Annotated in this window: 19 protein-coding genes and 3 pseudogenes; 10 read left to right on the forward strand and 12 right to left on the reverse strand. The window is 71.3% G+C overall.

All coding sequences use genetic code 11. From position 1 onward, the window contains the following. Window positions 1–4 precede the first annotated feature (4 nt). Window positions 5–1,717 carry an alginate lyase family protein gene (locus E1292_RS03790; protein WP_132591990.1) on the reverse strand — a complete coding sequence of 571 codons (1,713 nt, stop codon included), beginning with the start codon at window positions 1,715–1,717 and terminating at the stop codon, window positions 5–7. 515 nt (window positions 1,718–2,232) lie between these two features. Then, window positions 2,233–3,042 (reverse strand): SAM-dependent methyltransferase, encoded by an 810-nt coding sequence (locus tag E1292_RS03795; protein ID WP_132591992.1) that lies wholly within the window; start codon window positions 3,040–3,042, stop codon window positions 2,233–2,235. Between the two features lie 325 nt (window positions 3,043–3,367). Between E1292_RS03795 and E1292_RS03800 the strand changes: the two genes are divergently transcribed. Beyond that, complete coding sequence (locus E1292_RS03800; RefSeq protein ID WP_132591994.1) at window positions 3,368–3,943, forward strand: NADPH-dependent FMN reductase; 576 nt, start codon at window positions 3,368–3,370, stop codon at window positions 3,941–3,943. A 44-nt stretch (window positions 3,944–3,987) separates the two neighbouring features. Here E1292_RS03800 and E1292_RS03805 read toward each other — a convergent pair whose 3' ends face one another. Then, window positions 3,988–5,388, reverse strand: a complete 1,401-nt coding sequence (locus tag E1292_RS03805; protein WP_132591996.1) for an MFS transporter — start codon at window positions 5,386–5,388, stop codon at window positions 3,988–3,990. 86 nt (window positions 5,389–5,474) lie between these two features. On the opposite strand from E1292_RS03805, the gene E1292_RS03810 reads away from it, so the two are divergent. Next, window positions 5,475–6,155: a TetR/AcrR family transcriptional regulator gene (locus E1292_RS03810; RefSeq protein ID WP_132591998.1), complete on the forward strand. Its 681-nt coding sequence runs from the start codon at window positions 5,475–5,477 to the stop codon at window positions 6,153–6,155. A 326-nt stretch (window positions 6,156–6,481) separates the two neighbouring features. On the opposite strand, the gene E1292_RS03815 is transcribed toward E1292_RS03810, so the two are convergent. From E1292_RS03815 to E1292_RS03820, 3 genes are read right to left on the reverse strand one after another with little or no spacing between them, the layout of a single operon-like run. Then, on the reverse strand, window positions 6,482–6,805 hold the full coding sequence (locus tag E1292_RS03815; protein ID WP_220446653.1) for a DUF4387 domain-containing protein: 324 nt from the start codon (window positions 6,803–6,805) through the stop codon (window positions 6,482–6,484). After that, entirely contained in the window at window positions 6,798–6,968 is a 171-nt protein-coding gene (locus tag E1292_RS52515; RefSeq protein ID WP_220446654.1) for a hypothetical protein, read from the reverse strand. The genes E1292_RS03815 and E1292_RS52515 overlap by 8 nt, the downstream gene beginning before the upstream one ends. Beyond that, on the reverse strand, window positions 6,968–7,570 hold the full coding sequence (locus tag E1292_RS03820) for an acyclic terpene utilization AtuA family protein (protein ID WP_220446655.1): 603 nt from the start codon (window positions 7,568–7,570) through the stop codon (window positions 6,968–6,970). The genes E1292_RS52515 and E1292_RS03820 overlap by 1 nt, the downstream gene beginning before the upstream one ends. A gap of 14 nt (window positions 7,571–7,584) precedes the next feature. Here E1292_RS03820 and E1292_RS03825 point away from each other — a divergent pair. The 3 genes and pseudogenes from E1292_RS03825 to E1292_RS03835 all read left to right on the forward strand — a co-directional run. Further along, window positions 7,585–7,872 (forward strand): annotated as a pseudogene (locus tag E1292_RS03825) (isocitrate/isopropylmalate family dehydrogenase); the annotation flags it as partial. Next, window positions 7,871–8,852, forward strand: a pseudogene (locus tag E1292_RS03830) (FAD-binding dehydrogenase); the annotation flags it as partial. The pseudogenes E1292_RS03825 and E1292_RS03830, both read left to right, overlap by 2 nt. 89 nt (window positions 8,853–8,941) lie before the next feature. Beyond that, complete coding sequence (locus E1292_RS03835) at window positions 8,942–9,547, forward strand: flavodoxin family protein (protein WP_132592002.1); 606 nt, start codon at window positions 8,942–8,944, stop codon at window positions 9,545–9,547. Between the two features lie 113 nt (window positions 9,548–9,660). On the opposite strand, the gene E1292_RS03840 is transcribed toward E1292_RS03835, so the two are convergent. Further along, window positions 9,661–9,903, reverse strand: a complete 243-nt coding sequence (locus E1292_RS03840) for a DUF2188 domain-containing protein (RefSeq protein WP_132592004.1) — start codon at window positions 9,901–9,903, stop codon at window positions 9,661–9,663. Window positions 9,904–9,947: 44 nt separating this feature from the next. After that, complete coding sequence (locus E1292_RS03845; protein WP_132592006.1) at window positions 9,948–10,421, reverse strand: hemerythrin domain-containing protein; 474 nt, start codon at window positions 10,419–10,421, stop codon at window positions 9,948–9,950. Between the two features lie 129 nt (window positions 10,422–10,550). Between E1292_RS03845 and E1292_RS03850 the strand changes: the two genes are divergently transcribed. After that, a complete protein-coding gene (locus E1292_RS03850) occupies window positions 10,551–11,297 on the forward strand; it encodes an alpha/beta fold hydrolase (RefSeq protein WP_165974360.1) in 747 nt (248 codons plus the stop codon). Continuing rightward, on the forward strand, window positions 11,294–12,718 hold the full coding sequence (locus E1292_RS03855) for a hypothetical protein (protein WP_181958184.1): 1,425 nt from the start codon (window positions 11,294–11,296) through the stop codon (window positions 12,716–12,718). The genes E1292_RS03850 and E1292_RS03855 overlap by 4 nt, the downstream gene beginning before the upstream one ends. A 7-nt stretch (window positions 12,719–12,725) precedes the next feature. Here the strand turns inward: E1292_RS03855 and E1292_RS03860 are convergent, their stop codons facing one another. Continuing rightward, a complete protein-coding gene (locus E1292_RS03860; protein ID WP_246089905.1) occupies window positions 12,726–13,877 on the reverse strand; it encodes a ring-hydroxylating oxygenase subunit alpha in 1,152 nt (383 codons plus the stop codon). Here E1292_RS03860 and E1292_RS03865 point away from each other — a divergent pair. After that, complete coding sequence (locus tag E1292_RS03865) at window positions 13,876–14,694, forward strand: alpha/beta fold hydrolase (RefSeq protein WP_132592010.1); 819 nt, start codon at window positions 13,876–13,878, stop codon at window positions 14,692–14,694. The two genes, E1292_RS03860 and E1292_RS03865, sit on opposite strands and share 2 nt — an antisense overlap. A gap of 15 nt (window positions 14,695–14,709) precedes the next feature. Here the strand turns inward: E1292_RS03865 and E1292_RS03870 are convergent, their stop codons facing one another. Further along, window positions 14,710–15,936, reverse strand: a complete 1,227-nt coding sequence (locus tag E1292_RS03870) for an MFS transporter (protein ID WP_246089907.1) — start codon at window positions 15,934–15,936, stop codon at window positions 14,710–14,712. A gap of 279 nt (window positions 15,937–16,215) precedes the next feature. On the opposite strand from E1292_RS03870, the gene E1292_RS03875 reads away from it, so the two are divergent. Continuing rightward, window positions 16,216–17,784, forward strand: coding sequence for a hypothetical protein (locus tag E1292_RS03875; RefSeq protein WP_132592014.1), 1,569 nt, complete (start codon window positions 16,216–16,218; stop codon window positions 17,782–17,784). Here the strand turns inward: E1292_RS03875 and E1292_RS03880 are convergent. Both E1292_RS03880 and E1292_RS03885 read right to left on the reverse strand, forming a co-directional pair. Further along, complete coding sequence (locus E1292_RS03880) at window positions 17,760–18,419, reverse strand: response regulator (protein ID WP_132592016.1); 660 nt, start codon at window positions 18,417–18,419, stop codon at window positions 17,760–17,762. The two genes, E1292_RS03875 and E1292_RS03880, sit on opposite strands and share 25 nt — an antisense overlap. Then, a complete protein-coding gene (locus E1292_RS03885) occupies window positions 18,416–19,570 on the reverse strand; it encodes a sensor histidine kinase (protein WP_132592018.1) in 1,155 nt (384 codons plus the stop codon). The genes E1292_RS03880 and E1292_RS03885 overlap by 4 nt, the downstream gene beginning before the upstream one ends. Before the next feature lie 430 nt (window positions 19,571–20,000). Here E1292_RS03885 and E1292_RS03890 point away from each other — a divergent pair. Then, a pseudogene (locus E1292_RS03890) lies at window positions 20,001–20,250 on the forward strand (alpha/beta hydrolase); the annotation flags it as partial.

Consider the following 20,250-nt stretch of genomic DNA (forward strand, 5'->3'; position numbering starts at 1 on the left):
CTGATCAGCGTGCTGCCGCCGCGTAGATCAGCCGGCCGTCCCGGTGGAAGGGCACCGGCGTGCCGTTGAGCACGACCTCGGCTGCGGCCGGTGCGGCGATCGCGATGGCCCGTGCCGGATCGACGCTCGCCGTCAACCCGCTGCCGTCGATGTGTACGGTGCCGTCCGCGCCGATCCGCACGGCCAGGTCCTTCACCGGCTCCGGCGACATGACCAGGATCGCGCCGTCACGCTCGATCGACGTGCCGTCGACCATCACGATCGACTGGCCCGCGGCGCCGGTCCGGGCGTAGAGCAGCTTCCCGTCGAAGGTGTACGACCCGAACGAGCGCGGTGCCCGCGTCGTCCATGATTTGTAGTACACCGCGTCGCCCCGCTCGCCGAGCCCCAGGCCCAGCGCGGTCGCCTGGTGCGTCGGGGTGGAGCCGACCGGGATGCGCTCCACCGTCACGGAAGGGCCCGCCGCTCCACTTGACGGCAGCAGGAGGGTGTCGAAGGTCGTCCTGCCCGCGGCAGTCTTGACGTAGGACGCGTACTCGGCGCTCTCCACCCGGTACATCGCCGGCGCGTAATGGCCGTCCCTCAACGAGGCGGAGACCTTGCCCGGGTCGGCGGGCACGACGCTGATGTTCGCGCCGTCGCCGAAGGCCGTGGTCGCCGCCTTCCGCCCCGACCCGAGGGAGGGGCTCGCCGCCGAGGCGAAGTGCCAGTTCTGCTCGTAGCGGTGCGCCGCGCCGTCCGCCGGCTTCAACCGGTCGGAGACCACCCAAAGGCCCGAGGACAGCGACAGGACGGACCTTTCGTGCAGCGCCCCCTGGGAGGCTTCGGTGCGCGCGCCGATCAGGTCGAAAACCGGGTTGGTGACCATGTGGGTGATCGCCCCGGCGGCCGTCGAGTCCTGCGCCCGGTTGTCGATCTCTATGGTGTTGTGCGCCTCCGTGCTCTTCCGCAGCCACTGCGCGCGCGGGTCCGAGCTGTAGTTGAACGTCCCCATGTCGGGCAGCAGCGGCCTGCCGAACGCGTAGGCGGTGATCCCCAGCTCATCCGCATGGCTGTGGTTGCCGCGATCCGCGTTGAGCCGCAGGTAGGAATCCTCGGCCGTCCAGCCGGACCTGGACACCGCCACCCGGGTGTCGGGATACAGCGACGAGGTGTGCCCTGGCTCCTGCCCCGAGGCGCCGGAGGTGCCGACATGGATCAGCTCCTCGTCGCCGAGCAGCTCTCCCAGCCTCCTGAGGGTCGAGCGCAGGTCCTGGGGCTCGCTGTCGCCGTACACGGGGCCCTGGCCGTTCGGGAAGGTCTGGTCCATGAGGAAACGGGCCAGCTCGCGGAGCTTGGCCTTGGTCGTGGCGCTGAACTCGATCCCGTGCTCCCCCATGAACAGCGCGATGCCCACGTACCGGGAGGCGTAGGCGCGGGCGTACCCGTCCGTCGCCTCCCAGTAGCCCCCGTCGGGATACGTGGAGTCGTGGAGCTGTCCCTCCAGAAAGGCGACCGCGTTGGCGCGCCACTTCGGCGCCCTGACGAACTCCGGGAAGTACACGGCGGTGTGCAGCAGCGCGACCTTCTGGGTCTGCTTCCAGTTGGGGGCGCCCTGCACGCTCTCCTCGAGGTGCACACCGGATCTGTTCAGCGCCTTGAGGATCTCGGTGTTGGCCTCGGGCGTCAGCGACGGGCTGCCGCGCAGGATCTCGCAGGAAGAAACCGGTCCGGCCACCGGTGACGCTGCTCGTCACGTCGGCCGTGACCGTCGTCTCTCCCGGGCCGACCGTCAGCGTCGTGACGTAGACCTCGCCGCTGTCCAGCGTCCAGATGTGGTCGGGTGTCAGCTCCAGGACTCCCGGCCAGGCGGTGTGCGAGAAGCGGCCAGCCGACGCGGCCGGGCGCGCGCGGTAGTAGTCGAGCAGCCTCCGCTCGGCCAGGCCGTAGTCGCCGTTCTCGACGGCGCTCCGCACGCTGTCGAGGCCCGCGTGGTCGTAGGAGAACCGCGGCCCCACTTCCCAGGCGCCGTCGCTCCACCTGCCGAAGAACTCCACATCCGACAGGGAGTCCGCGGCGGCCTGCGGACCCAGCACGAGCAGCGGAGCGGCCAGCGTCAACGCGGCGAACGTCCTGGTCCAGGACCTGTGGAGAGACACGCTCGCCAGAGTAGGAGCACCCGGTATAGCGCGGGTATGTCGGTGATCTGAGCTTGGTCCCTTTCCCTCGTCGCCCGATGCCGGATGGTGGTGCCTACGCCTTGTGGACGACCCCGCACCACTGGTCGACCTCGGCCGGCAGGCTGCCGTCCCACTCCGGCTCGGGACGCCACCGCGAGCAGGAGACCCAGCCCGGCTCCACCACGTCGTAGCCCGCGAAGAACTCGGCGATCCGCTCGGGGGTGCGCAGCTTCAGCTTCGGCTGGGCGTCGATGTTCCACACCCGCACCGCCTCGGCCGTGGTCTCGCCGTTGACCGCGGTGGTGGTGTTGGCCACCGCCACGTAGCTCCCGGACGGCACCGCGGCCATCAGCTCGTCGATGATCCGCTGCAGCTCGTCGTCGTCGCTGATGAAGTGCATGATGCCGAGCAGCATGATCGCCACCGGCTGGGAGAAGTCCAGCGTCTTGGCCGCTTCGCGCAGGATGAAGGACGGGTCGCGCGCGTCGGCGTCGATGTAGGCGGTGGCGCCCTCCTCCGAACTGGTCAACAGGGCTCGCGCGTGCACCAGCACCAGCGGATCGTTGTCGACGTACACGACCCGCGATTCTGGAGCGATCTGCTGCGCGACCTCGTGCGTGTTGTCCTGGGTGGGCAGCCCGGTGCCGATGTCGAGGAACTGCCGGATGCCCGCTTCGGCGGCCAGAAAGCGGACGGCCCGGCCCAGGAACAGCCGGTCGGCCCGGGCGAGCTCGACCACCACCGGGAAGATCTTCTTGACCCGGTCACCGACCTCCCGATCCACGGGGAAATGATCCTTGCCGCCCAACCAGTAGTTCCAGATCCGTGCCGTGTGGGGCACGTGCGGCTGGAGTTTGTGTTCACTCAGGCTCTCGTCAGCCATGATCAATCCTTTTACGGGCCAGATAATGCCGGTGCCCAGTCTAGGCGGACTTCGGATCTTCGTGCGTGTCCGTGAGCGAGCCCGACAACGCCCGCGACGGCCGGGTCGCTCCGGTCATGGCTGGGGTACGACCCGCCGGAGTGCCGCCGGCCGGCTGCGGGACGGCGTGGTGCGGCGCGACATCGCGATCTCGCGGCCATCGCGTTCCCGCCGGGACCGTACGGGCGAGGAATTGCGGAGCATATCGCTCCGCACTAGTGTGGCGCGTAATCGGAGCGAGTCGCTCCGATAAATGGCGAGTCAGGACCGAAGGGAATGACGACTCATGATCAATGTCGCGATCATCATCGGGAGCACGCGCCCCGGGCGTAATGGGGAGGCGGTGGCCCGCTGGCTCCACGATCTCGCCGCGGAACGCGACGACGCCCGCTTCGAACTCGTGGACCTCAAGGACTTCGGCCTGCCGCACCTGGACGAGGCGATGCCGCCCGCGATGGGCCGCTACGACCTTCCCCACACCAGGAAATGGGCCGACAAGATCGCCTCCTTCGATGCGTACGTGTTCGTCACGCCCGAGTACAACCACTCCATCTCCGGCGCGTTGAAGGACGCCATCGACTTCCTCTATGGCGAGTGGCACAACAAGGCGGCCGGATTCGTCGGCTACGGGAGCCTGGGCGGAGCGCGGGCGGTGGAGCACCTGCGCCTGATCATGGGCGAGTTGAAGGTGGCCGGCGTCGGTTCTCAGGTCGCCCTGTTCCTGGGCAGCGACTTCGAGGACTTCAGCACGTTCAGGCCGGCGGCTCACCAGATGCGCGCCGCCACCGCCATGCTGGACGAGGTCGTCGCCTGGGGCGGCGCGCTGAAGGCACTGCGCGCCGGCGCGCCGGCCCGTGCGTGACGGACGGCGTCCCCCGCCTGAGCGCCCTGCGCTCTCCCGGCCGGTCATCTCGCGCGGCCGAGCGGGTGATCGATCTCGTCGCGCGGGAGGCGGGCGAGCGTGACGGCCAGTACGGCGACCACCATGGGGACGATGCCCGCCACCAGGAAGATCCACTGGTTCCCCCAGGCGGCCGCCGCCGGCCCGGCCAGCGCCATGGACAGGGGAGCCGTGCTGAGCGAGACGAAGAAGTCGAGGCTGGAGACCCGGCCGAGCATGGCGGCCGGCACCCGGCGTTGCAGCAGTGTCCCCCAGATGACCATTGCGCCGGAGGTCAGGGCGCCGTGGACGAAGAGCGCGGCCATCATGATTGACAGCTGGCCGGTCGACCCGAGAGCGAGGAGCGGAAGGCAGCCCGCGGCCCAGGCCAGCAGCATGACCGACAGGTAGCGGCGGGGGAGGGGCAGCGCGGACATCGCGAACGACCCGACCACCCCGCCGAGGCCCCGGCAGGTGAGGGCGAGCGCGAACTCCTGCGGCCCGCCCATCCCCTGGTCGCGGACGACGAACGGCAGCAGGACCTGGACCGGCCCGTTGGTGAGCAGGACGAACGTGACGGCGAACGCGAGCGTCGCGATCAGCCACGGCGTCGAGAGCAGGTAGGCGAACCCGGCGCCGAGGTCGCCCACCGCCGACCGGACGTGACGACCTGCACGCGCCACGGGCCCTAGCGTCTCCGGCCCGGGTTCGGCGGTCGCGTGCGTTTCTGGTCCGGGGTCGGTGGTGGCGTTCGTCTCCGGCCCCCGTGCGCCGGCCTTGCGCGTCTCGAACCGGCGTATGCCGATCGCGCACGCCGCGGAGAGGAGATGCGCGCCGGCGATTCCCGCCAGGGCCATGCTCGGCGCGAAAAGGCTGATCAGCGCGCCGGCGGCGGCGGGACCGACCGCGTACATCAGCGTCGGTCTCAGCATGCTCTCGATCCCGTTGGCCGCGAGCAGGTCGTCGTCGGCGACCGCGGCGGGAACGAGCGCCGAGTAGGCGGGATAGAAGAATCCGTCCGCGATCCCGAGGACCGCGGCGACCGCGACCAGCTGTGCCGGAGTGAGCAGATCCATGGCTCCGGCGACCGCGGCCGAGCCGACGGCCACCGCCTTGGCGATCTGGGTGATCAGGATGATGCGCCGCCGGGACGAGCGGTCGGCGACGACGCCTCCCAGCAGGGCCGTCCCGACCAGTCCGAGGCCGCTCGCGGCGGCGATCAGGGAGAGCTCGGACGGGCCCGCCCCTATCGCGATCACCTGCCATGCCACCGTGACCGACCACATGCCGCTGCCGGCCAGGCTCAGGGCGAGCGAGGTCGCGAGGAGCCGGTAGTGACCCGTGCGGAACGGCCGGAGCGGCCGGGGGAGCCGGTCGCGCCGGGGTGCCGGCTCGCTGTCCTCGAGGTCGGATGTGCTGGTGGCCATGGTGCCCCCTTCGATGCGGAGTGAATCGCTCCGCATCGAACCATAAACGCGGAGCGAACCACTCCGCAAATGGGTAGAATGCCGCCATGACGGCTTCGCGTTCATGGCGCAGCGAGGAGGTCGCCAGAAACGACCGGGCGTTGCTGAGGGCGGCCCGCGAGGTGCTGGCGGTGGACGGCGCGCACGCGTCGGTGGCCTCGATCGCGGCTCGGGCCGGCGTCGGAGTGGGCTCGCTCTACCGGCGCTACCGCACGAAACAGGAGCTGTTCCAGCGGCTGTGCCTGATCGCCCTGCGGGACTACCTGGATGCGGCGAACGAAGGCCTGGCCATGGACGATCCGTGGGCCGGCCTGGTCCACTACGCGATGGCGTCGATCCGGTCGGGCCCCGGCTCGCTGGCGCCGGTGGCCGGCACCTTCGACGTCACCGACGAGATGACCGAGCTGGCGGAGCGGGGCGATCGCGCGGTGGCCGAACTCGTCGAGCGCGCGCACCGGGCCAGGGTGCTCCGCGCCGGGGTGACCGCGGTCGACCTCGAACTGCTCATCGAGCAGCTCTCGAAGTCCCCCCTTCAGGAGCACCTGCAGCGCCAGGGCCGGACCGAGCTGTACGACGCCGCGCTGAACGCGCGAGAGCGCATCATCGCCGTCGCGCTCGACGGGCTGCGGGCCGCACCAGCGGGGCCGCTGCCGGGCCAGGCGCCTGGATACGAGCTGTTCACCATGAGATGGGCGCCGCCGGAGGACGAGCAGCCGGCCTCAGAGTGAAGGAGACGGCGCCTCGAACATCACGCGTTCTCCAATGGTGCTCGAGGCGCCCTCTCAGCACGCAGGCTGAGCGCGCATCGTCGGCGCGCAGGGTCAGCGCGCAGGGTCAGCTCCTGTGTCGTCCACGCCCAGTACTGCGCCGATGCGTAGTTGCCGTGGACGAACACGAAGGTCGGCTGTGGCATTCCGGGAGGTTCCTTCCGGATGTGATCGGACGTCCGGTCCCGGCGGTCAACCGGTGATCACGGGCTCTCTGTCCGGCGCCGGGCCGGCCGGGCGAATGCCATCGACCTCGAGGACTACGGCCCCTGACCCCGGCGGCGCACTCACTCGGGCACGAGCGCCGCCAAGGGGACGTGGTGCTGGCCGGCGTGCACGTCCCGATCGCGCAGGCTGCCCTGGGCGACGGGCCGGGGATAGGAGATCTTCACGACGTTGAGTGCGGGGATGCGGAAGATCTGGACGTCCGCCGGGTCGAGGTCGTACAGCCGCGCGATGACCTCCTCGTTGATGAAGCCCTCGTCGGCGACGGTCGCGTAGCCTTCGGCGTCGCGCATGAAGAGCTCCATGGTGACCCAGAACGGGCCGGCGTTCTTGGAACGGACCTCCAGCGCCCGTTCGCCCAGCGTGGGTTTGCGGTCGTCAGTCACGGGAGTCACCCATCTCGATACGGAACATCCCGGCAGGCTCGTCGACGTCCACGACGTGGTTGAGCACGAACGCGTAGGCGGCGCCGCGCTCGCTCTCGGCCGGCGAGGTGGCGAAGGCCAGGCTGGGCAGGTGGTCCATGTCGGGAGTCGGGAGGTGGAGCATCAGCGGGTTCGCGATCTTGCGATCGCGGTGGCGGTGGCCTGGTCCGGGGCGTTGACGAGCATCATCACTCCGACCTCCCGAGGCGGCCCGGCTGCCGGATCGATATCCCCCAGCACGGCGTTGTACCCGTACGGACGGATGTCCACGGCGTATTCGGAAGGGCCGAGGCCCAGGGTCTGCCGGACGCGCCCGGCGAGGACCTCGTGCAGCAACGCGACCCACTCCTCGATCTGGGCGAGGATGTGCGGGTCACGGATCGCGGTGAAGGACATGGTCTCGTAGCCGGTGACGGGGGCACCTTCGAGTTTGATCGTGTGCTGGCCGGCGGGCTCGAAGCGGGACCCTTCGACGCGGACGCGGCGGTCGTCCAGCGCGGTGTAGGTCGCGTCGGTGACCACCAGCGTGCCCGCGGGCTCCCGCATCCGGAACGGGTCTACGGTCTCGTAGAGCATGTGGGCCGCCACCGACGTCGGCGTGCAAGCGGCGGACGGGTCCAGCGGCTCGATGGTGAAGCCGTCCTGATCGATGGTGGCGAGGACACCGCCTGTGCGCGGGTTGGTGGTGCACTGCCCGCCGCACTCCACGATCTTGGAGGGAGCCATGGACCGGTTCGTCTCACCCGAGCCTCTTCGAACCGGTCCATGGCTCCGCACCCGACATCGCCGGCCGCGGCATCGCCGACCCGATCGGGCAGATCTGGTCCGCCTCGATGCTGCTCGACCACCTCGGGCACCCAGACGCCGGTGCACACCTGCTGGGCGCGATCGAGGAGGTGCTGGCGGCGGGCCCGGACGAGGCCCCGCTGACCCCCGACCTGCACGGCCGGGGCACCACCGTGGAACTGGGGCGGGCGATCACCGTCCAGGTCAAGGAACGCGGCCGGCGGGCCCGGCGGGGTGCGTGAGAAGGACGAGGACTCCTGGGCGGTGCGCTGGGCCCGTGCGTACGTCGACTTCGCCGCGGGTGAGAAGCGGTCCTGGATGGACGCCCAGGGCATCAAGCTGACGCCGATGGTGGGCTGGGCGGAGCGCGGCGGCCTGCGCGCCGGCGGCCACGGCAACTCCGTGCCCCGGTTCCACGTGTCCTGGGGCACGGGAACGGGCGTGGTGGCCCCGTTCGCGCGCAGCGCCGTGCGGGCGGCCGACGCCGGACTGCTGAGGTTCTACCACCGTCACCAGGTCGATGAGCTCGTCGTCCAGGACGGCGCCGTCACGGGGGTGCGGGGGAGCGTCCTCGCCGACGACCCGCGCCGCGGGGCGTGGCCTCCAGCCGGGAGGTGACGGGTTCCTTCGAGCTGACGGCGCAGGCGGTCATCATCGCCAGTGGCGGGATCGGTGCCGACCACGACATGGTGCGCCACTACTGGCCCCAGCGGCTGGGCGCCGCCCCGCAGACCATGGTCACCGGCGTGCCGGCGTACGTGGACGGGCGGATGCTGGCCATCGGAGCCGCGGCGGGCGCCCGCATGGTCAACCAGGAGCGGATGTGGCACTACACCGAAGGCGTGCAGAACTGGGACCCTGTCTGGCCCGGGCACGGGATCCTGATCCTGCCGGGGCCGTCGTCCCTGTGGTTCGACGCGCTGGGCCGCCGCCTGCCGGACCCGTGCCTGCCCGGCTACGACACCCTCGCCACCCTCCGGCATCTGCGCACCACCCCCGACATCGCCGGACACGACCACTCGTGGTTCGTCCTCAACCAGAAGACCATCGAGAAGGAGTTCGCGCTGTCGGGCTCGGAGCAGAACCCCGACCTCACCAGCGGGAACCGTGGAAGGCGGTGTTGCGGGATCGGCTCTTCGGCAAGGGGGCGCCCGCTCCGGTGGAGGCGTTCAAACGGCACGGCGCGGACTTCGCCGTCGCCGCCACGCTGGACGAGCTGGTCGCGGCCGCACCCCACCGCATCCTCGACTTAGTTCGCTGATCGCGGGTATGAGCACCGACTCAAGCCGATCAGCCCGCGGAGGTCGTTGCATGCGAGCCGTTGTCATCAACTGCACCCTGAAGCCTGCCCCGGAACCGTCGAACACGGGCGCGCTGGCCGACGTCGTCGCCGGCGAGCTGCGGGAGCGCGGGGTCGAGGTCGAGACGTACCGGGCGGTGGACGAGAACATCCTGCCAGGGGTGCAGACCGACATGGGGAATGGTGACGGATGGCCGCGGATCCACCGGAGCCTGCTCGGCTCCGAGATCCTCATCGTCGCCACCCCCACCTGGGTGGGACATCCGTCGTCGCTGGCCCAGCGGGTGATCGAGCGGATGGACGCCATGCTGTCGGAAACCGGAGACGACGGGCGCCCGGTGGCCTACAACCGGGTGACAGGAGTGGTGGTCACCGGGAACGAGGACGGCGCCCACCACGTGATCAGCGAGATCGCCGGCGCGCTCGGCGACATCGGCTACACCGTCCCCGGCCAGGCCTGGACCTACTGGCACCTCGGCCCCGGCCCTGGCCCCAACTACATGGACTCCGAGAAGGGGCGCGACTGGTCCCACAGGACCGGCCGCGCCATGGCGTCCAACCTGTACGCCGTCGCGCAGGCCCTCGCCGCCATGCCTGTGCCCGCCCCGCCGAGCTAGCCCGTACGCGCCGCCATGCTGTGCCGCCCGCCGAGCCGGCCCGCACGTCGCCGGGTGGGGTTGCCGGCCTGGACGCTCCCCGGGAACGGACACCGCCCAGCGGGGCGCCCGGGTCAGCCCTTGGGCGGGACGGGGTCGTTGCCGGGGGCGATGGTGCGCTGGTCGCGTACCTGGCCGTCGACGCCGTGGATGCGCAGCTCACCACCGCCGTCTCGCTGCAGGAGCTCGCCGGCCCGCTGCACCGCCTCCGCCTGCGTGCTCGCGGTGAACAGCGCTCGCTGGCCGCCTGGCCTGGTGACCGCCCAGCTGCCGTCGGAGCGTTGCACGACGTCTCTGGAGTTCGCCTGGCCTGCCATGGGATCACCTTTCCTGATCGGGGGAACGGGTCGCACGCTCTGCGTCACGCCTTGGCGCTCTTGACCGCCAACGGATCGCCGGGCGCGTCGGCCTTGGCCTCGGCCATGCGCTCGCCCAGCTCCTGCAGTTCCTTGCGGCCCATCGCCGACCGGACCTGCGGGAACCAGTCCTTCTCCTCTTCCTCGACGTGGTGGCGGACGTTCTCGATCAGCACCGTCACCTTCGCGGTGAAGTGTTCGTCGGCGGGATCGAGGTCCTTCAGCTCCGACAACATCCACACCACGACGTGGTGCTCCTCGATGCTCTCCAGCACGTGGTCGCCCGTCTCCGGCACCTTGGCGCGGGCCGCCGGGTAGAAGATCTCCTCCTCGATGTAGGCGTGCGTGACCAGTTCCTTGGTGATCGTGTCCACGAGCCGTCGCTTCTCGACGTGGGCGCGTTCGCCGGCCTGCTCGAAACGCTTGAACAGCGCCTCGACCGTCTTGTGGTCCTCTTTGAGCAGCACGATGGCGTCCATGTCTCCTCTTTCCGCCGGGGGCGCGAGGCTTGCCGTCTTCCCCGCCCGCCGGTGCTGAAACGACGGCCGGTCGTTGTTCAGCTGATCGGTCACCGGGTAGAGGGGGCGGCCTCGGGAGAGGAGGCAGGGGTGTCGCTTCAGCGGCAGGACCACGTCGTGGGTGATCTGACGGTCGCCGGGCACCGCAGGCGCGGGCCGGGGCCGCCGGTGGTCTGCGTGCACGGTGCCGGCGTGTCCAGCAGGGAGTTGCTGCCGCTCGTCGAGGTGCTCGGCGAACGGCACGACACATGGGCCATCGACCTGCCCGGGTTCGGGGCGAGCGGCAAGCCGGACCGGCCGCTGACCTTGCCGGCGCTGGCCGACGTGGTGGCCGCCTGGGTGGAGGAGGCGGGCCTGGAACGGCCGTGCCTGCTCGGGGTCTCGTTCGGCTGCCAGGTGGTGGTCGACGTGGCCGTCCGCCATCCCGAGGCGGCCGCCGCCCTCGTGCTGGCCGGGCCGACGGTGGACCCCCGTGGCCGCTCGCCGTGGCGGCTGGCCGGGCAGTGGCTGCGCAACGCGCCAGGAGAGAGCCCCCGCATGATGCCGCTCAACGTCGCCGACTACCGTGACGCCGGCCTGCGCATGGTGCTCGCGGCCTTCGGGGAGTCGATCCGGGACCGGGTCGAGGACAAGCTGCCTCTCGTCACCGTGCCGGCCCTGGTGATCCGGGGCGCCCGCGACCGGATGGTGCCGCAGGCGTGGGCCGAGGAGGTGACCAGGCTGCTGCCGTACGGGCGGCTGGCGGTCATGGACGGGTTGCCGCACATGACGCCGTACCGCCACCCCCGGCGCGTCGCCGGGACGGTCGCCGCATTCCTGTCGGAGGTGGCGGTGTGAAGCCGGGAAGGGTGGTCGCGTCGTTCGACTCGGCGACCGGCATGTTGCGCGCGCTCTCACGTTTCCTGCACGGCCGTGACGTGCCGCTCATCGGTCAGGGCCCGGCGGCCGCGGAGCCTCTGGCGGCGGCGCTGTTCGGCGCGGCCAACAGGCTGCCGCGGGGATTGAAGGAGCGGGCGTACGCCGCGAGCGGGTGGGCGGAGGCCGTACCGCTGCGCCAGGTGGGCGGCATCCGCTCCGGCGCGCTGGCGCGGTGGGTCACCGGGCACTATCCGCGCCGCCGCAGCGACGTCGCGTTCGTCGGCTCGGCGAACGGCGCCCTGATCCACCTGTGCGCGGCGCTGGGCGCGCCCTGGTTGCCGCAGACGCTGCTGATCCCGGTACGGCGGCACGGCGCGCACCCGGACGAACCGCGGGAGGACCTGCGCCGCACCCGGGAGGCAGGCCAGGCCCTGGTCACCGCGAACCCCGACCTCGTCCTGCACCAGATGCACGACGCCAACCAGGACCGCCTGATGATCGCGGGCATGTCCTATTTCCGGGTCAAGTGGCGCCGCCTGCCCGCGGCCTACCGCCACCACCTGGAGCAGACCCTGGCGCCCGGCGCGACGCTGGTGGTCGTCGACTGCGAGCTGCGCTGGCCGGTGACCCAGGTCGGCCCCCGGCACCTCTTCCAGCACGGGGCGCCCGGCGGCGCGACCCGGGAGGAGTACCAGGACGGCGGCCCCCGCGTGGCCGACTACCTGCGCCGCTACGGCTCCCCGCATCGCAGATGGGACTATCCGGCGGCCGACGGGGAGAGCCCGGAGGCGGAGTGGGGGTTCGAACCCGGGCTGCTGCCCGACCTGCGGGAGCTGGCCGCGCGTAACGGCTGGCGCCTGGCCCGGATGAGCTTCGCCGAGCCCGAACATCTCAGCCCGGTGGTGGCCGACCTGTACCGGGAGTGGTACCGGCGGCGCGGCCTGCCGGCCGATCGGCTGCTCGCCGAGTGTTTCCTGCTGCTCGAACCGTGGTGGACGCTGCGCAGCGGGTCGGTGCCGTACTGGATGGTCTTCAACACCGAGCCGTCGCGCGCGAGCCTGACCGGGTACCTCGACGGGGCGGACCCGTTCGAGGAGATCCGGTTGCTGCTGTTCTCCCACGGCGTGGAGTCGGTCGGGCTGGCCACGATCGACCAGTGGCGGGAGACGCTGGCCCGGGCGGGCAAGGTCGGCGTCTTCACCGGCGTGGACACGCGCGCCTACCCGCGCGACTTCGCCGGCCTCGCACGCGCGCACCGGGAGCTCGCCCGGATCCGGGCCACGGTCCCCATGCCGCTGCCGATGGGCTGGGAGACGGCGGAGAAGTTCCTCGCCGACCGCGACGAGCTGCGCTGGGACACCGAAGAGCCCACGGCCGCGGACGACCGGCCGGGGCGCTGACCCCCACCTATGACGTACGGCGAGCACCGGGCGGCCCGGAACGTTCGAGCTCGTGCCGGTAGGCATCGAGAACGAGACCGTGGAAGTGGTGGACCGCGTGCTCCGACAACCCGGACCCGCCGGGGTCGTGCACGATCTTCCCCTGGGTGAAGGCCGGGGTGCGCATGCCGCGCTGCACGCTCTCCACCAGGGCGATGTCCTCCACCTGGAGGACCTCGTCGATGTAGCGGATGCTGTCCCGCTCGGCTTCGTCAGGCTCCGCGCTCTCCAGATAGAAGTCCCAGGTCTCGCGGGTCCGTTCCGGGCCGTCAGGGATGATCTGCAACACCATGAAGTTGCCCCGGCCGGGATAGCGCAGCAGGCAGGTGTTGGGCCACAGCCACCAGACCGCGTGCTCGGTGACCGTCGCGCCTGACACGTCGTAGGCGGAGTTCTCCGACGTGCCGGCCCGTGCCATGTGGCTGGAGTAGATCCCGTAGGTGGTGACCTTGTAGGTGCTCATGTCGACCAGGGACACGAAGTCTTTGTGGGCGACGTGGCAGTGGTAGCACTCCAGGAAGTTGTCGACGACGTTCTTCCAGTTGGAGGCGATGTCGTAGGTGAGCCGGCGGGCCAGGGTCAGGCCGGCCACGTCCGGCGCCCTCGCCTCGATCTCCGCATGGAGGCCCCCGGCCTGCTCCGGCAGCGGGGCCGCCTGGGGGTCGAGGTTGACATAGACCATGCCGCCGAACGCGGTGACCTGGATCCGGTCCAGGCACACCGTGGAGGTGTCGAAGCCCGGCATGCCGCCGGTGTTGCGCGCGCGCCGCAACCGGCCGGTGAGGTCGAAGGTCCAGGCGTGGTAGGGGCACACGATGCTGCGCCGGACTCCGGAACCGGACAGCAGTTCGTGCGCCCGGTGCTTGCACACGTTGTAGAACGCCCGCAGCGTGCCGGCCTCGTCCCGGACGGCGACGATGGGCATGCCGGCCACCGTGCCCGTCACGTACCTTCCCGGCTCCCGGAGCTTCTCGACATGGCACAACCACTGCCACGTACGAGCGAAGATCGCCCGCGCAGCACGAGGGCGCGCCCATGCCGCTTCCTGGCTGGTCGGAACGTTCGTGGCCGGGGCGCGGTTGGCTGCGACGCCGAGGCGATTACTAGGGTGGGTGGGCATGAAGCTGACTGAGCGTTTCGACTGGCAGGGACGGCAGATCGCGTGGGGGCGGGCGGGATCCGGCCCCGCCGTGGCGTTCTGCCACGGCACACCGTTCTCGTCGCTCGTCTGGCGGCCCTTCGCCGAGGCGCTGAGCCGCGACTTCACCGTTCACCTGTGGGACATGCCGGGTTACGGCCGGTCGTCGAAACATGCCGGGCATCCGGTCGACTTCGGCGTGCAGGCCGAGGCCTTCGCGGCCCTGCTCGGGCACTGGGGCCTCGACCGGCCACACGTGATCGCCCACGATTTCGGCGGCGCCGTCTCGCTGCGCGCCCATCTGAACGAGGGCGCTCGTTATGCCTCGCTCATGCTCGTCGACGTCGTCGCCATCCCGCCCGCCGGTTCGCCGTTCTTCACGTTCGTCGGGGACCACCCTGACCTGCTCGGCCAGCTGCCGGCCTACATCCACACCGCGATCGTGCGCGCCTACATCCAGGGCGCCAGCCACCGCGGCCTGCGCGAGGCCGATCTCGACCAGCTCGTCGAACCCTGGACCGGGCAGGACGGCCAGCCGGCCTTCTACCGGCAGATCGCCGGCTACGACGAACGTTTCCTCGAAGAGAACGAGCGCGAGCTGGGCCGCATCGACCTTCCCGTACGCATCCTGTGGGGCGCCCAGGACACCTGGCTCTCCAGCGACATCGGCCACCGGCTGCAGGGGCTGATCCCCGGCGCCGACCTGGCGCTGATCGACGGCGCCGGCCACCTGGTGCAGTACGACGCGCCCATCCCGCTGATGGACGAGATCCGCACCTGGCTGCCCCCGCGTTCCTGACCTGCGAGGGATCGTTCACAGTACGTCTTCTACGTCGCGGGCGCCCCGGAGAGCGATGGAGACCGGCAGCGGTGACAGGGCGATGACGGCGAGGGCCAGCCAGAGGGTCGGCCTCGGCCCGATCGTCTCCCCGAGCACTCCTCCCAGCAGGGCGCCCAGGGGGAACAGGCCCATCATGAGGAAGCGCATGGTGGCGTTGACCCTGCCGAGCATCCGCTCGGGGCACATGCGCTGCCGCAGGCTGACGTTGGTGATGGCGTACACGATCTGTCCCAGCTCTCCGGCGGCCGTGCCGAGCACGAGGAGCGCCACCGCCCAGCCGGGCTGCGCCAGCGGGCCGAGCATCGCGACCGGGCCGGTCACGGCGAGGGACAGCCAGATGATCCGGGCCGAGCCGGCGCGCCGGGCCAGGTGAGGGGTGAGGGCGGCGCCGGCCAGGGCGGCGACCGAGCCGCCGGCGACGACGAGCCCGATCGCGGTGGGCGACAGGCCGAGCGTGCGGACCATGAAGACGAAGGTCACGGCGGAGGCGATCGCGAAGGAGAAGTTGCCGGCGGCGCTGGTGATCGCCATGGCGCGCAGGAGCCTGGTCCTGGCGACGAAGGCGAGGCCCTCCCCGATCTCGGCGGCGAGCCGGGCCGGCTCAGGGGCCGGCGGCTGCTCCCGGGTCCTGATGGCCAGCAGCGACAGAGCGGAGACGGCGAACGTGGCGGCCTGGACGAGGACGACGTTCGCGGCGCCGAGCAGCGTGACGGCCCAGCCTCCGATGCCCGGCCCGGCGACCTGGCCGCAGGCTCGTACGGTCTCCATGGCCGAGTTGCCGGCGAGCAGGTCGGCTCGGCCGACGACGGACGGGAGGTAGCTCTGGTAGCCGACGTCGAAGAAGACCCTGGCGACGCCGGCCAGCAGCGACACGACCGCCAGGTGGGCGATGGTCAGGCACCCCAGGAGGGCGGCGAGGGGGACGGTGGCAAGGAGCGCCGCGCGGGCCAGGTCGGCCGCGACCAGGACGGGGCGGCGGCGCCATCGGTCGATCCATGCGCCGGCCGGCAGGCCGATCAGCGCGAAGGCGATCGTTCCCGAGGCCGTGACCAGGCCGAGCTGGAGCGGTGAGGCGTCGAGGGTCACGACGGCGAGCAGCGGGATCGCCACGCCGCTGACCTGAGTGCCGAGCTGGGCGGTGGTCTGCCCGAAGAGGAGAAGCCGGAAGTCGCGCCGCCGGAACGGCGGGCTGCTGAGCACGGGGGAGCCTCCAGAGAGCCGGTGGGTGAAACCCCCACCCGCAGCTCCAAAGGCGTCGCTAGGGGTGGGGGACATTACCGGCCCGCATCCCGTACGTCAACAGGACCGTACGTGACGGGTGGCCTGACAGGGCCGCGTGTGCGGATGGTGGGAACCAGGCGTAGGCCGATTGAAAGCAGGACAGACTAGAACAGCCGCCATGGAAAGGACGCGTCACCGGGCCTGGGGGCCGGCCTCGCGATCATCTGGCGTGGCTATTTCGGGCTGCTGGGTCCTGGCGTGTTCCTCCTGGTCCCGCTGGCCGTGATCGCCTTGATCACTCGGCCGTTGGTGGCCGGGGACCTGATCACGATGATCAACGGCGAGATCCTGTTCACCGTGCTCCTGCTCGGGGGCGCCTGGATCGGTGGCGTCGCAGGGTCCGGATTCTTGCTCGACTGGGCCTGGAGCCTGGAGCACCAGCCGGTCCTGCCGGGGATCGCCATGACCCTGTGCACCATCGCGGCACGGTCCCTCCTCGCCCTGCCCGTCGCGATCCTTCAGCGGTGCGGGGCCCTGGACGCCAGGGACCGGATGGACGGGGAGCGGTTCTCGCGCGGGAAGAAGGTCCTGTTCTTCGGCACCACGTGGCTGATCCTCCCCGCATCCGCGCCCTTCGCGGTCCGAGGTGTGCTGTCCGAGCCGGTCGTCGCCGTTCCTGTCGTGGTCCTCGCCGCGCTGATCGCGTCACCGGTGCTGGTCACCGTGCTGACCGTGATCGCCCTGCGCGCCGTCGGCAAGGACGCCGCCGCGGCGGACGAGACACCCGCGGGCCCGAATCACACCGGATCGGTACGGCCGGCGCACCCGCTCGTTCTGGTGAGCGCCCTCCTCCTGCCCGCGGCGCTCTGCGCCGGGCTGCTGACCGCCAACCCCCTCGGCTGGCCGCAGCTCACCCAGATGCGGGCGAAACTCCCTGACATTCATGGCGACCTGGCATTCTCCCTGCTGGGTGCTGCCGTCCGGCCCGACGGAGGCATCCTGACCTGGCACCATTTCGTCGATACCGGCCCCGGTTCCGAATCCGAGGGGTTCGCCTGGGCACGCACCTGCACCGGCCGCGCATGCGGACGTCCCGCGGGCAACCGTGCGAAGGTGCCGGGGCAGGCACCCCGATTGCAGGTGGCCGGGACGCTCTCCGACGGGCGGATCGTCGCCGTGGCGGGACACCGGAGGATCCGGGACGCGGGCCGGAAGCCCGGAGTGACCGAGGTGACGGTCTGGGTGTGCGGGACGGACGCCTGCAGGACCGGCGGCGTCGCCGTGACCACGCCGGAACTCGAGATGTTCGTGGAAGCGGATGCCGCCGTCCGGCCGGACGGCGGCATGGTCGTCGCCGACACACGTCCGGAACGCGGCGCCACGTCCGCGACCGGGCGCGCCAGGCTGTCGCTGACCTTCTGCCGGGCTCCGGACTGCGGTGACCCGCGCACGGTGACGGTGGCCCGGCGGTTCCCGGAGGACGCCATCCCCAGGGATGTCCTGCTCACGCCCGACGGGCGGGCCGTGGTCACGGGCACCCTGCCCAAGAAACGCGGTCTCACGGTGATCGCCTGCGATACGGCCGCCTGCCGCGACCCGCATCTGGCCGTCCTCGACGCGGATCTTTCCCTGCCACCCGAGCGGGTGTCGATCTACCCCACGGCGGACATCGCGATCAGGCCGGACGGGCGGCCCCTCGTCGCGGTCGATGGGCTCCACCCGGACGTCATCACCGTGCTCATGCCGGGTGAGGCCGGTGTCGCACGCTCCCGTCCGCCGTGCGGTTCCGTCCCAGGACGGGCTCAGGTCACCAGACCCCTGCGGTAGGCGTAGACCACCGCCTGTACGCGGTCGCGCAGGTCGAGCTTGGTGAGGATGCGCGACACGTACGTCTTGACGGTTTCCTGGCTGATCACCAGGGACGCGGCGATCTCGCTGTTGGACAGGCCGTCGGCGATGAGGCGCAGCACTTCCAGCTCGCGCGGGGTCAGCGCGGGTTCGTCCGGCGTGCTCTCGGCGGGGCGGATCCGCACCGCGTACCTGCCGACGAGTTGCCGGGTGACCTCGGGGGCCAGCAGCGCGGCTCCCGCGGCGACGGTGCGGATCCCGTGCAGCAGCTGCTGGGGCGGGGCATCCTTGAGCAGGAACCCGCTGGCCCCGGCGCGCAGGGCCTCGTAGACGTACTCGTCCAGGTTGAACGTCGTCACCACGAGCACCTTGACGGGCTGCGTCACCCCGGCGCCGGCCAGCTGGCGGGTCGCCTCGATGCCGTCGAGCACCGGCATCCGCACGTCCATCACCACGATGTCGGGGTCGAGCCGGCGGGCGAGGTCGATCGCGGCGCGGCCGTCCCCGCATTCGCCCACCACCTCGAGGTCGGGCTGCGCATCGATGATCGTCGAGAACCCGGTGCGGATCAGCGCCTGGTCGTCGCAGACCAGGACCCGGACCGGCGCGGTCACGACGGGCTCCCCGCGGGGACGCGGGCCCGCACGACGAAGCCGCCGTCCGGCCGCGGGCCCGCGCTGAACTCGCCTCCCAGGGCGTCGACGCGGTCGCGGAGCCCGGCCAGGCCACGCCCGCTCCCGCCGGGGGAGCGGGTCCGCGATCCGGAACCGTCGGTGCTGATTTCCACGCTGATCTCCTTTTCCGCATGGCGCACGCGGACCTCGGTGCGGCTGCCGTGGGCGTATTTGAGGGCGTTGGTCAGAGCCTCCTGCACGACCCTGTAGGCCACGAACTCGGCGCTGCCCGCCGACTCCGGCGGAGTGCCCTCTTCGGCGAAGTCCACCGGCTGCCCGGCCTGGCGGGTCTGTTCGATGAGGCTGTGGAGGTCGCCGGCGGACGGTGTCCTGCCGTCGGTGTCGTGGTCGGGGTTGAGGAGGTCGAGCAGGTGCCGCAGGTCGGCGATGGCCCGCCGGCCCGTGTCGGTGACGGCGCTCAGGGTCGAGTCGAGGCGTTCGGGGGCGGCGGTCAGGTAGCGTGCGGCCTCGGCCTGCACGACCATCGCCGTCACGTGGTGGGTCACGACGTCGTGGAGTTCGCGGGCGATGCGGGTGCGTTCGGCGGCGCGGGTGGCCGCGGCCACGTGGCGGCGGCGTTCGGCTTCGGCGGCCCGGGCGGAGCGCAGCCAGGACCCGATGCCCCAGGCGAGGACCAGCACCACGTAGAGCAGCACGATGTCCGCCAGCGGTTCGCCCGAGCCGAGCCGGTCGAGCGCGACCATGAGCGGCACGAACGCCACGGACAGGAGGATCGCGGTGGCGCGGCGGTGGCGCTCCAGATGGGCGCCCACGCTGACGAGCGCGATCGGCAGGGCGGTGCCCGCCATCGCGTGGACGCCGAGAAGCTGGTCGAGGGAGAAGCCGAGCGACACCAGGACGACGCAGACGGCCGGCCACCGGCGGCGCACGGTGAGCGGGAGGCACTCCAGGGCGATCACCAGGACGGCGAGAGCGTCGTAGTCGCGGGTCGGCAGGACGCCGATCTGGGTCCCGTTGCCCTGGAACCCGGGCAGGAGCGAGGCGACGGCCAGCAGCAGCGCTAACGGAAAATCCCGGAGCGTGACGTCGCACCGCCGCCACAGGTCCGCGATCCGCCGGAGATGGATCATCGGGGAAGCCTAGCGCTCGCCCCGGCCCCGGGGGCGCGCCGGATCGGGGCCGGGTGGCCGGCGAAGGTGGCCGCCGCGACGGCCACGAGCTGCTGCGACAGTCGCATGGCGACTCCTTTACGAGCTTCCGCGACCGGAGCGCCGCGGCTGAGCCAAACGCTAGGGTCCCGACGGCATGGAGTCGTCACCGCTCGGTGGACACTCCCGGGTAGCTCGCACGGGGGACAGACGCACGCGCCGCGCGGAACGGCGGCCCCAACCCGCCGGCGACATCGCCGAGCAGCGACCGGCGGAGGGTTTGTCCCCCGCGCGAGCTACCGGCGAATGTCCACCGTGCGGGGACGCTGCGGGACCTGTCCGATCCGTAACGTTCTCGTCGTAGCCGCGGCACTCGGGCCGCTCCCCCTACTCGCTCTCCCTGGAGGACCTCATGTTCGGTATCAAGGCATCCGTTGCGGCCGCTCTGTGCAGCACCGTGATCGGCGCGGGAGCCGCCGGCCATGACGGCGGCGCGTGGGAGAACTGGGACCCCTTCGCCGCCACCCAGAAGGCGGACGTGATCTACGGGACGAAGAAGATCGATGTCGCGGGCCGGTCGGTGAACGTGTCCTGCTCGGGTGACGCGGCGGACGGTGAGCCGGTCATCGTGCTGATGCACGGTGGTGGCGACAAGCTGGACA

The organism is Nonomuraea deserti, assembly GCF_004348685.1.
In the GTDB taxonomy this organism is placed as follows: domain Bacteria; phylum Actinomycetota; class Actinomycetes; order Streptosporangiales; family Streptosporangiaceae; genus Nonomuraea; species Nonomuraea deserti.